Annotated in this window: 11 protein-coding genes; 4 read left to right on the forward strand and 7 right to left on the reverse strand. The window is 37.6% G+C overall.

Features of this window, described 5'->3' with window-relative positions:
* Positions 1-319: 319 nt before the first annotated feature.
* The 6 genes from V5M36_RS12630 to acnD all read right to left on the reverse strand — a co-directional run bounded on the left by V5M36_RS12630 (position 320) and on the right by acnD (position 7853).
* On the reverse strand, positions 320-1021 hold the full coding sequence (locus tag V5M36_RS12630; RefSeq protein WP_445206275.1) for a hypothetical protein: 702 nt from the start codon (positions 1019-1021) through the stop codon (positions 320-322).
* 60 nt (positions 1022-1081) lie between these two features.
* Positions 1082-1660 (reverse strand): DUF4126 domain-containing protein, encoded by a 579-nt coding sequence (locus V5M36_RS12635; protein WP_338559574.1) that lies wholly within the window; start codon positions 1658-1660, stop codon positions 1082-1084.
* Positions 1661-1781: 121 nt separating this feature from the next.
* Positions 1782-1925, reverse strand: a complete 144-nt coding sequence (locus V5M36_RS12640) for a zinc ribbon-containing protein (RefSeq protein WP_338559577.1) — start codon at positions 1923-1925, stop codon at positions 1782-1784.
* A 212-nt stretch (positions 1926-2137) separates the two neighbouring features.
* On the reverse strand, positions 2138-3328 hold the full coding sequence (locus V5M36_RS12645) for an MFS transporter (protein ID WP_338559579.1): 1191 nt from the start codon (positions 3326-3328) through the stop codon (positions 2138-2140).
* Positions 3329-3768: 440 nt separating this feature from the next.
* Positions 3769-5154, reverse strand: a complete 1386-nt coding sequence (locus tag V5M36_RS12650; protein WP_338559581.1) for a hypothetical protein — start codon at positions 5152-5154, stop codon at positions 3769-3771.
* An 80-nt stretch (positions 5155-5234) separates the two neighbouring features.
* Positions 5235-7853 carry a Fe/S-dependent 2-methylisocitrate dehydratase AcnD gene (gene acnD / locus V5M36_RS12655; protein ID WP_338559583.1) on the reverse strand — a complete coding sequence of 873 codons (2619 nt, stop codon included), beginning with the start codon at positions 7851-7853 and terminating at the stop codon, positions 5235-5237.
* A gap of 260 nt (positions 7854-8113) precedes the next feature.
* Here acnD and ygfZ point away from each other — a divergent pair, with 260 nt between their 5' ends.
* From ygfZ to V5M36_RS12670, 3 genes are all read left to right on the forward strand, one after another.
* Positions 8114-8836: a CAF17-like 4Fe-4S cluster assembly/insertion protein YgfZ gene (gene ygfZ / locus V5M36_RS12660; RefSeq protein ID WP_338559586.1), complete on the forward strand. Its 723-nt coding sequence runs from the start codon at positions 8114-8116 to the stop codon at positions 8834-8836.
* Between the two features lie 338 nt (positions 8837-9174).
* Positions 9175-9339 (forward strand): hypothetical protein, encoded by a 165-nt coding sequence (locus tag V5M36_RS12665; protein ID WP_338559588.1) that lies wholly within the window; start codon positions 9175-9177, stop codon positions 9337-9339.
* Positions 9333-10595, forward strand: coding sequence for a TPM domain-containing protein (locus tag V5M36_RS12670; RefSeq protein ID WP_338559592.1), 1263 nt, complete (start codon positions 9333-9335; stop codon positions 10593-10595). The genes V5M36_RS12665 and V5M36_RS12670 overlap by 7 nt, the downstream gene beginning before the upstream one ends.
* Before the next feature lie 140 nt (positions 10596-10735).
* On the opposite strand, the gene V5M36_RS12675 is transcribed toward V5M36_RS12670, so the two are convergent.
* The gene (locus tag V5M36_RS12675) at positions 10736-10987 is read right to left on the reverse strand and encodes a hypothetical protein (protein WP_338559595.1); all 252 of its coding nucleotides are present in this window, start codon (positions 10985-10987) and stop codon (positions 10736-10738) included.
* Positions 10988-11241: 254 nt separating this feature from the next.
* On the opposite strand from V5M36_RS12675, the gene V5M36_RS12680 reads away from it, so the two are divergent.
* Positions 11242-12039 (forward strand): tetratricopeptide repeat protein, encoded by a 798-nt coding sequence (locus tag V5M36_RS12680; RefSeq protein ID WP_338559598.1) that lies wholly within the window; start codon positions 11242-11244, stop codon positions 12037-12039.
* Positions 12040-12361: the final 322 nt, after the last annotated feature.

Raw genomic sequence — 12361 nt, forward strand, 5'->3', positions numbered from 1 at the left:
AAGCTTGTACCCAAGACGCAACGAGCCACCACAGCATTATGGCCACCATGCCATGAAATGCACACTAAGCGGTAACTTCTTGGTTTTTACTTGTTGTTCTGTTGAATCCTGCTGATCTAATGTTTTTATTTTAAAGTTTTCACACCTTGTTTTATATCAATGGCTTTATATCTATGATTTTATTTCTATAAATTTAATATTTCACTGGGAACATATGACCTTTATTAACATTTAAAATTATTTGAAAATTCCATCTCAAAATTATTCAGATAATCAATTGCAAATTTTATGCCATATTTCCATTTTAGAACTCGATTGCTTAGTCAAAGTAAAGCTCATCCATATCTTTTATTTGAGAAAGATAGATAGGATTATAGTTAACCGTAGTCCATGTTTCTTTAAATTTTGGACTTTGTTCTTCATCTTGATTAAGGTTCTTTCTATAGCGCTTTTTACCAGTCATCAAGTTAATACTGGTATCACTATCAACCCTTGGTCCCTGATGCTCTGAGCTGTCATAACCAATCAAACGAAAATCATGGGTTTCATATCTAAAGCTATAATTCCAATAACCATATCGCCCATGAGCATAATGAACATTGAGAAGATTTTTTTTAATTTCGATCCAAAGTTCAGGTTGAAAATATACACCTCCTTCCTCATTTTCCGAACTAAATACGGAAAGATTCTGCATGACCTTTTTATAAGTTTCATTTTCACCGAATAAAACCACGATGCCACGGCGATTTCGATCAAGCTTGCCTCTGTATTCATGATCTACCCATGCGTTAGGATCGGTGGCTTTTACGATTAAAACAGTATCTTGAATCTTGTCTTTATTTAAGTCACCTGTAATGACTTCAAATAAATCATATTTTTTAGGAATATAGCTTTTATATTTCACCTTATCCTTTTCGAATCGAATTTGCTCAGGTGCCATTGCCGTTTGAGCACATGCTAGCGATGGCAACATAAGGAAACTTGCTAATACCATGTGCTGTAACATAGAGCTCGTTTGCATTGATATCACCTATTCATTGTTAGGATTTTCGGCTTAGGTTTAATTTTATTTTTCGAAAAGTTAAAGAGAATCGAGCTGTATATTTTCTTGTTTTTTTCGGCTGATCCAACGTACGACCCAAATCAAAGCAATAATAAAGACAATCACCACCAATACAGGCACGATAAAAGCCAAGATCGATACCACAAATGCTCCAATCCATTCTCCTGTAGAAACTATAGGATTTGCGATTCCCCCTGTTGTTGCGGTCGATAAACCTCTTACTGCGACAGTACTCATTTGAACGGCCGTCGCTGTGCCTCCACCCACGATCAGCGCAGATGCCCAACCGACAAATTGTGACATTTCTCCTGAACTGACTGCCATCGTACTCAGCGTTCCAGCAATCAAGGCTGCGGGTGTAGCAATACTGTCCAACAGATTATCCACCCACGGAATATAGTACGCACCGATTTCAAAAAATGTAGCAATACCAAGCGCAACACACACCGACGGCATCGCAAGCCATTCAAAACCTTTCATCGGTTCAAACCAGCCCACTAGAGATGCGATGCTCATGACCAACAAGGGAACAAATACACGAAATCCACATGCTGCGCTCAGTCCAATCCCCACGCATAAACCCAATATTGTTTCCATGTGCTGACCTTTATTTATTGTTGATTATTTTCTATAAATACACATGCAGGGTAACAAAAAAGCCCTATGGGATAATAGGGCTTTTATTTAAAAACAGGTTTATCTGTTTCTTATGTTTTGCTTAGGCATTCTTATTGTTAAATTGATTGCCATGGCATTTGGTACACGGGGGTAAACGGTCTGTACCAATTTCTAAGTAAGCGCGGTGTCCGCACTGAATACAAAAATAGAAGCCTGTTCCGGGTTTAGAGCCTGCAGTCACCATTTTTGTTCTCCATAGTTTAGAAATGGTTCGTCTACTATAACCGAGTTATGATGGTTGTCTATTGTCCATTTCGACAGGTGATGATGACTTTTATGCCAGCCACTATCATAAATGGATTATAAAGCCGCTATCATTATCTTTTGCCTTATCAGAAAACCCATCAACATGTACTCAAAGATCATATTTTCTGTGTTTTCTTTCTGCGCTTAAAGCTAAATTCCTTCCTGTTTGCTCCGATTTAAAAAGACCACAATCACGGCTATACAGGTCAATACACTTGCAAAAGTCAAATTCAACCAAAGTCCAACACCATCATAAATCAGCCCGCCAGCAAATGCGCCTAATCCGATGGAAAGGTTAAATACAGCCACATTAAATGCAGCAGCGAGTTCGAGCTGTGTTGGCGCTGAACGAATCATCCACGTCATTAATGAGACTGAAACACCACCATAGGCAAATCCCCAAATTAAGAACAAGACAATATTCAAATAGAGAAAATCACCAAAAAATATGAATAGCAGCAATGTTGCACTGAGTAAAAAAGCGATGCTGAACAGTGTTTGCCATAAAAATTTTTGAATTGTAAAACCTAAAACAAAATTACCTAAAATTCCAAAAACACCATAAATTAATAATAAAGCGCCAATGGATGCATTGGAGAATTGTGAGATTTCTTGTAATAATGGTCGTACAAAGGTATATGCAGAAAAATGCCCGGTCACAATCAGTAAGGTCAACCCTAATCCAATAATCACATTCGGTTTTTTGAGTACAGTTAGGCTGCTTTTTAAGCTACTGACTTTGTTAACGGGCAAAGAAGGCAAAGACCAAAACAGCATTACAAATACAATGCCCACTAAAATAGCGACACAGACAAAGGCCATGCGCCAGCCAAATAAATCACCGAGATATACACCTGCGGGTATGCCCAATACTGATGCCGCTGCAATTCCGCTGAAGATGATTGAAGTGGCGATTCCGACTTGCGCAGGAGGCATTAAACGAACAGCAAGAGTACCTGCTAAAGCCCAAATACCGCCCATTGAAATCCCGAACAATACCCTCGCCAGTAATAACCAATGGAATGTGTCCGTCATGGCTGAAACCAGTGTCGAAATAAACAATAACAACATAAAGAAAAGTAGTAATTGACGACGATTAATCCTGTTAAAAACCAGAACGACACACGGCGCAACTATCGCAGCGACTAAGGATGGTGTGGAAATAATCAGACTAGTATGCCCGACCGATTGCTGCATACTTTCTGCGATGGGCGTTAATAAACCAATCGGAAGCATTTCCGCGCTCACGACAGCAAAGATCGCTAGAGCGACAGCGATTACTGCCAACCATGCTTTTAAATTGGCTTGAGGTATTTCTTTATTGGATGTTTTGGAACTCATTGGGTACTTCTAATATTTTACTGTGTCGTAATATACGCAATTGTGAGGCTTAAGATACGTTATTTGCATTGTATTCTTGAGGGAGAAAAGTGATTCATTCCTTTTTTTATGAGGATGAATGATGCAAATAAGCTTAAATTTAATCACATCAAAGTACTGCATTATGATTTTTTTTAGAGGAACAATTTCATCTCCACGGCGAAAATTTCGACTTCTGCACTCTCAAAAACCAAACGCTTTAGGTAGTGAATCATTTAGCTACAAACTGTGATAAAGAAATTTTGTAGTAGACGAAATACTATCTCATTACATTTGAGGTCTATCTGACAATAGATATTTATTATCTGTTTTAAAAAAATAAATACCTATTATCATAAAAGCACTTATTTATAATTTAGCTTTACTCTATCACTAGTAGAAATAATTTGGAGCGAAATGTTTTAATTGTCATTGCTTGCTTTTGCAGGAGTTATAGAATCCATTACACATTCAACTTTATTTGCAATTTTTTCACCAACTCTATTTAAACCACTCCTTTCAATAATCTCATGCGTTGGACTTGCATGATTTTTTGATTCCATTAACCTTAAAGGTGCTTCTTCAAGTCTCGTTAATGCAACATTAAATAATCTAGACTCAAACTCTGGATCAATTTTTGCTGCTTCTTTTTTATAACCTTCATATGCTTTGGCAACCGATGCTTTAAAATCATAATCTTCAGCAAGTTTAAAACGCTGACTAATCTGCTTAGTTGCTAACCAAGCAAACCAAGCAAACCAAGCAAACCAAGCAAACCAAGCAAACCAAGCAAACCAAGCAAACCAAGCAAACCAAGCAAACCAAGCAAACCAAGCAAACCAAGCAAACCAAGCAAACCAAGCAAACCAAGCAAACCAAGCAAACCATAAAGGTGCTAAAAAGCTAGTCAAAGATAAAATTATTTGAATCCAAATAATTCCCCAATTTAAATCAGGCTTAGCCAATAATTCAGTTAGTATTTGAATACGTTGATGACCTATCAAAGCCCCAACACCTAATGCTAATAATAATCCAATTACCCACAAACGAATCGACATTTTTAAATCACTCGCTCTTTTATCGAAAGCTAAAGCCAAGCCTTTTGTTGTAGTAATACGATAAGCATCCTCACAATTTACAATTAATTTTTTTGCTTGTTCATGGAGTTCATTTATAGCTTTTAACTGAGCTTCTACAGATACTTTATGCTCTGTAATTTTTTTTCTATCAAAAGAACTATCTTTTTCCAATTCAGAAACTTGGTTCCTAGCTTGCTTCAAACTTTGTAAATCTGTTGGCAAGTTTTCTGCTGCTTCTGTTGCATCATTAATAAGTCTTATTTGATTTTCTAGATTTTCTTTATTTGGAATAATATTTTCAAGTTCTGCTTGAATGCCCCGCAAACGACGAGACAGTTGATTAGGCATTGCCCTATTGTTTTGTAATACTTCCCAACCAAGTAACGGTGAGATGATCTGCTTAACCCACTCCAAAGTTGATATGTAAATAGGTATGGCTTGTGCCCCATGTCCATTAAACATATATGGAATCGTATCCACATGCATTAATTTAATTTTTTCTGGAATTGTTTTAATCACGTCTGCTATATCATCTTCTAAAGAATCAATTTTTAATGATCTCAAACTTCGACTAATTTCTTTAGGCATATTTGCTAAATCATGCCTCGTTAAAGGTGGATGATGCCATCCATAGACATTTTTTAAAATTTGGTCGTCTCCCCACGCATTTAAAACAACTACTGAGAGATCATCTAATACATCACATAACTCATCTACACTATTACTCATACCCCACCGAAAAATTTAAAAACCCCACCATCAAGATAGGGTTTTTTTCAAACAAAATCAATAACTTTCAGTTTAAACTCTTAAGCCACATTCCCTTCCAAAAAGTCCTGCGCAAAGCGTTGCAACACACCACCCGCTTCATACACATGCACTTCTTCTTCGGTATCCAAACGACAGGTCACAGGAATCTCTAAAATTTCATTACGACCATCGGCTGTAGAACGCTCAACCACCAAGGTTAAAGTCGAACGAGGTGCGATATTTCCAATCACGCTATACAACTCCGTTCCATCCAACTTCAACGTTTTACGGTCAACACCCGCTTTAAACTCAAGTGGTAAAACGCCCATGCCGACTAAATTGGTGCGGTGAATACGCTCAAAACCTTCAGCAACAATCACCTCCACACCTGCCAGACGTACACCTTTGGCTGCCCAGTCACGGCTTGAACCCTGACCATAATCCTTCCCAGCAATAATGATCAAAGGCTGCTTACGATTCATATAAGTTTCAATCGCTTCCCACATGCGCATAACTTCGCCTTCAGGCTCGACACGTGCTTTTGAACCTTGCTTAATCGTACCGTCAGAGCGAACCACCATTTCATTAAACAATTTCGGGTTGGCGAATGTTGCACGTTGCGTGGTCAAGTGATCACCACGATGCGTTGCATACGAGTTAAAGTCTTCTTCAGGCAAGCCCATTTTCTTCAAGTACTCACCAGAAGCACTGTCCAATACAATCGCATTCGATGGTGATAAATGATCGGTGGTGATGTTGTCACCCAAAATCGCCAATGGACGCATATTGGCTAAAGTACGCGGTGCAGCCAAAGCCCCTTCCCAATACGGCGGACGGCGAATATAGGTACTTTGCGGGCGCCAATCATACAATGGGCTTTCAGATTTGGCATTAACACCCAAATCAAACATAGGAATATAAATTTGACGGAACTGCTCAGGTTTAACCGATGTTTTAACCAGCGCATCAATTTCTTCATCAGACGGCCAAATATCTTTCAGGTAAATTGGATTTCCATCTTTATTATTACCCAATGAATCAGTTTCAATGTCAAAACGAATCGTTCCTGCAATCGCATAAGCAACCACCAATGGCGGTGAAGCCAAAAATGCCTGTTTTGCTTGCGGATGAATACGGCCGTCAAAGTTACGGTTACCTGACAACACTGCTGTCGCATACAAATCACGTTCAATAATTTCTTGCTGAATTGCTGGATCAAGCGCACCCGACATACCATTACAAGTCGTACAAGCATAGGCCACAATACCAAAACCAAGTTGCTCTAAATCCTTCATTACACCCGCTTCTTCAAGATATAAAGCAGCAGCTTTAGAACCTGGTGCAAAAGAGGATTTCACCCAAGGTTTACGAGTTAGACCCAATTCATTGGCTTTACGTGCGAGTAAACCTGCCGCAACAGTATTACGCGGGTTTGAGGTATTGGTACATGAGGTGATTGCAGCAATGATGATTGCACCATCGGGCATTAAGCCTTCTGCTTCTTGCGCACGCGCTGCTTCTAGATTGCCTGCAATGCCTTTGGCTTTTAAATCGCTTGTTGATACACGCGCATGCGGATTTGATGGTCCAGCGATGTTACGAGTGACAGTAGATAAATCGAAACGCAGTACACGTGGGTATACCGCTTGTTTCATGTCACTCGTCCAAAGACCAATTTCTTTGGCATAGTGTTCGACCAGTTTAACCTGTTCAGACTCTCGGCCTGTAAGCGTTAAATAATCAATGGTATTTTGGTCGATGTAGAACATCGCAGCCGTTGCACCGTATTCTGGTGTCATGTTGGAAATCGTCGCACGATCACCCACCGACATACTGTCCGCACCTTCACCGAAGAATTCGAGGTATGCGCCGACTACACGTTCTTTACGTAAAAACTCAGTTAAAGCCAAGACAATATCAGTAGCAGTTATACCTGCTTGACGCTGACCCACAAACTCCACGCCAATAATATCAGGCAGTCGCATCCAAGATGCACGACCCAACATGACATTTTCAGCTTCTAAACCGCCTACACCAATTGAAATTACACCAAGCGCATCGGTATGGGGGGTATGTGAATCTGTGCCGACACAAGTATCTGGATAGGCCAAGCCATCACGGTTTTGGATCACAGGCGACATTTTTTCTAAGTTGATTTGATGCATGATGCCGTTACCCGCAGGAATGACATCTACATTTTCAAAAGCGGTTTTGGTCCATTCAATAAAATGAAAACGGTCTTCATTACGACGGTCTTCAATGGCACGGTTTTTCTCAAAGGCATCTGGATCAGAACCACCAAATTCAACGGCCAATGAATGGTCAACGATCAGCTGAGTTGGAACCACAGGATTCACTTTAGATGGATCACCACCTTGCTCTGCAATCGCATCACGCAAGCCTGCAAGGTCAACCAAAGCTGTTTGTCCTAAAATATCATGACAGACGACACGTGCTGGATACCATGGAAAATCAAAATCTTGTTTAGAAAAAATCAATTGTTTTAATGATTGTTCTAGAATCGCTGGATCACAACGACGGACCAACTGCTCTGCGAGTACTTTGGAGGTATAAGGAAGTTTGGCATAAGCGCCTGGCTGAATATCTTCAATGGCTTGTCGCACATCAAAATACTCTAACTGGGTACCTTGCAGTGGTTTACGGTAATTGTTATTCATCGCGTTCCTGCCTTTTTTGCTTCATTTTTTAAATATATTTTAATCGATGATTCTTCATCACTACTGCACGCATAGTACACTGTCAAAATACCATTTCCCAAATCTTATAATTTTCAATATCTTAAGTATTAAAACAGGTGTTTTGGAAATAATTAGTAACAAATAGATTCGATTAATTTCACTAAATGTGCTTTTTTATGAAAAATAGTGGAAAATTGAGTTAATTCTTTAGTATTAGATCAGAGTCAAGAGAGTATTCAATGAGCAATTTAGCTTTCTCCTCATTCACTCTAAACGGTGTGGATGCGCAAAAATTCTTACAAGGTCAAGTCACTTTACACGTTGAAAGACTTGCGGAAAATCTCACACGTTACACCACCATTTGTGACTTAAAAGGTCGTATCCATTTTGGCTTATGGCTCACTAAAATCAATGCTGAAAGCTTTGAAATCGTGACCACTAAAGATCAAAGTGAAGCATTTGCTCAGCATATTAAAAAGTTTGGTGCTTTCGCTAAAATAAAACTTGAAACACTGGGTGTGGTTTATCCAACGATTGACGGTATCCAAACCACTTTTTCAGCAACTGAAACCGACATTCATGCTTGGGAAGTTGCAGCCATCCAAAGTGGACAAGCCTATATCAATCAGGCCATTGAGCATGTCTTCCAACCACAAGAGTTGCGCTTGCATCAGCGTGAAAGTGTGCACTATGACAAAGGCTGTTACTTAGGACAGGAAGTGATTGCGCGTCTTTGGTTTAAGGCCAAACCGAAAGCATGGTTACACGCCATCCAAGGCACAGGCGCTGTGCCTGCTCAGGCTGAGCAATTGGATAAATATGTCCAAGTGGTGAATAGTACAGCGCTTGAAAATGGTTATGTTGCCTTGGTTGTGGCTCGACCTGAAGCTTTAACTGAACTTGATGTTGTTGTTTTAGATTTACCTGAAAGCTTAAATGGTGATGTGGCTCGTCCTGCATAAATCCAAAGATTTTAAAAATATTGGAAGCCAAATAACAAAAGTTTTTTGGCTTTTATTCTTTCTGCTGTTTAAATTAGAACATACTAAAAAAGATTGATAAAAATGTATCCGTTGCTTTGTTTTATAATTCTCTTTAGCTTATTTCTAGGCTCATTAAGCATCATCTTTTCAACAACAATCTTTGCTGACACAATGATAAAAAATAAAATCGCGAGTAGCGCTTCTTCGTTTGAAATATTAGATTCAAGCAGATTAAATAGTGATGATATTAGTGAACACAATGTTCATCTAAATCAACCTGCTCAACATATTTCGAATTACATAGCAGCATCCATACTATGCATATCATTCACAAAACATTGCTGACATTACTCAACGGTACCAATGTTAAATTTTCTTTAAAAAGCACCAATTCAACTAAATCAATGAAAAATGCCAAACTGGATCATGAAGATCAATTAAACGGTAAGTTTGGCGGTGGAGGTTCTTCTGGCTCATGGTAAAACTTAAATATCTAATTTCTTGTTTATGCTGTTTTTTAGCTTTGATCTGTTCAAACCTATATGCCATCACACCTGAAATTTTAGAACAGCTTAAAACACATAATATTGTTGATACAACCCAAACGCTCACCAATGATCAAATCCAATCCCTTCAACAGCGAAATGACCAGCTTTACAAAGAAACGAACGTCGATTTTAAAATTTTAATGATTCCATCAATTCATGGTGAAAGCATTGAGCAATATGCTCTAGATGTATTCAACACGATTAAAATTGGTAATGAAAAACTTGATAATGGTTTACTACTGGTAGTTGCTAAAGATGACCGCAAGATGCGCTTTGAAGTCGGCTATGGGCTAGAAGGAGAATTTACTGATGTAGAAGCTGGACGTATTATTCGTCATACGCTTGCACCTCATTTTAAAAACAATGACTATTTTTCTGGCTTTAATGAAACACAAAAAAAAATTCTAGACTTGTCTATAGCCCTTGATTCAAGTCAAAACAATGATCAAAAAATATTTTTAAGTTTAAAAATATTAGCCGCAATATTCCTTTCATTCTTACTCTGTCTTCCACTCTATTGGGTTTTCACAAAGACAATTATTAATTTCGGTACTGCTGGTTCATTAGGAGCTTTTACGGCGCTTTTAGTTTTTGGAATTTTTATTCATATTTTTGCTTTTACTTATTTATATTATGCAAAATTAGCATTCTTCCTGTGTGCCTTCATTCCTCTTTATGCGCCATTCATGTTGGCTATATTTTTACCTTTTGATGAAAAGTACAGATTACTCAAAATTATTTTATATAGCTTACCTCTTCAAATTTATTCTTTTTTTGGTTTTGGAATTTTTTATTTAATCGAATTATATCCAAATGAATCATTTTTCACATTAATGTTATTAACGGTTTGTTTTACTGTAATTCTATTTAGATATTTTTTGTTTTTATACCGATTTAAGAAATCTACTGAAAATATCTATCTCTCGTCTTTTTATAAGCAACATTTAAAAGAAAAAGCGAAACAGAAAATGATCGATGAAAGATATGAACGTTTAGAAAAACTAAAAAGATATAATCAAAATGGCGTATCAGATAACTCATCTAATTCAACGAGTAGTTGGTCTTCTAATCATCAATCCTCATCTTCTAATAGTCATAGTTCTTCATCTAGTAGTAACTCCTCTAGTAGTAGCTCCTCAAGAGATTCAGGCGGAAGCTCGGGTGGCGGCGGTGCTTCAGGCTCATGGTAAATTCATAAAAAATCACATAGGATCTCAAGTTTCAATTATTTTTTAACACGAGAAACAGCCTCAGAATTGAAAGATAAATCCACTCAACACACGAAGTGCACTAATCAATTAAAAAAGCCCCCTAGAAATGGAGGCTTTTTTTAAGCATTAAAATCATGAAATAATTTATTCATATCTTTAATGACATAATCTTTAAAATGGAATGCCCGCGCATGCTTCGCATCGAATTTAGCTTCTGCATCTCCATCTTTAAATATATAAACACGGTCATCTTTACTGACCAAAAACGAGCCACCCAATTTCATTAAAAGCGCATCAATTTTTTCTTCTTCAGGAATAGATTCATCCTCAAGAACTTTTAAATAATTACGCTTAATGCCTTTAATGAACATACTTTTCTCACAAATTTTGAATTTGTGTATTTTAAACCGAGTTTACGACACAAACCTAATTTTTAAATATTTGAAATTGATTTTGCATACCTCATAAATAAGTTTAAAATTGAAAAAGTTTGAATGAAAATTTATCTGTTATACATTTTTCATATTTACATTCACACAATACCAACTATTATTAAAGTGATTTTTAACACCCTATTTTCATTCAATAAATGGATTTAGCATTCGTATATAGGTTATATAAAAATATGAAAAAAGTTCTATGCGGTGCTTTACTTGCTTTAGCAGGTTCAGTCTCCTTTGCAGCAACACCAGCGGTCGACCCAGCATTTAATAAAGTTCAAGAATTGATTAAATCCAAGGACTTTAATACAGCATATAAAGAATTAGATACTCTTTCCAAAGCTGGTAATGCGCAAGCGACCTATAATTTGGCTTATTTAACTCAAGCAGGCCAAGGGACAAAACAGGACAATAAAAAGGCAGTTCAGCTTTATGAACAAGCGGGCGCAAAGGGATATCCTTTAGCCAATTATGTCCTTGCACAAAATTATGCAACGGGTGGACTTGGTCTGACCCAAAACGAGAAAAAGTCTCGTGAATACTTAGAAAAAGCAGCCAATCAAGGTTTTGATGATGCGATTGTCGAGCTTTCTGTGATCTTATTTGCTGAAGGAAAAGACGCCTCAGATAAGCTTGCATTGGCAAAACTGGAACCGTTGATCAAAAAAGGCAGCTATCCTGCAACGCATGCTCGCGCTTTATATGATATTTCTTCTGGCTTTAAAACCAAGAATGAAGCACCGATTAAAAAAGGTTTAGCAAGCATTCAAGAGTTGGGTAAAAAGGGATATATTCCTGCGCTTATGGCGATAGGAAATATGTTCGTTAACGGAAATATTGTTCCGCAAAACTTACCTGAAGCGAAGAAAATTTTCACCGCACTTGCCGAACAAGATGTTCCTCAGGCTAAGCAAAGTTTAGACGTAGTCAATAAACTAATTGCTGAAAGTGCAAAACAACCTGCTGCAAAAGCAAAATCTTAACTTTTAAGATCTTAACGTTTAAAGTCTTAATCTTTTATAGTCTAAATCTTTATATAGTTTGAGCGACTTTATTTGAGGTCGCTCAACTTTTTCAAGATTCAACAGAGCCTCTATTTTTTATATCTAATTGAAAACAAACGTCTCTCATAAGTCATTTTTACACACCAAAATCACAATCAGCATTTCCTCATCCTAACTTTTACCAAGAGAAAGAAGGATTTTTCTATCCCACTCAATCTTCTTTTCTGATTTATGAAAGAGATCTAGTTGTTTAATATTTTGAGACTATTTGAACCGCATTCACATCAATTAAGTTTGACGT

The organism is Acinetobacter sp. KS-LM10, from assembly GCF_036896575.1.
In the GTDB taxonomy this organism is placed as follows: domain Bacteria; phylum Pseudomonadota; class Gammaproteobacteria; order Pseudomonadales; family Moraxellaceae; genus Acinetobacter; species Acinetobacter avistercoris.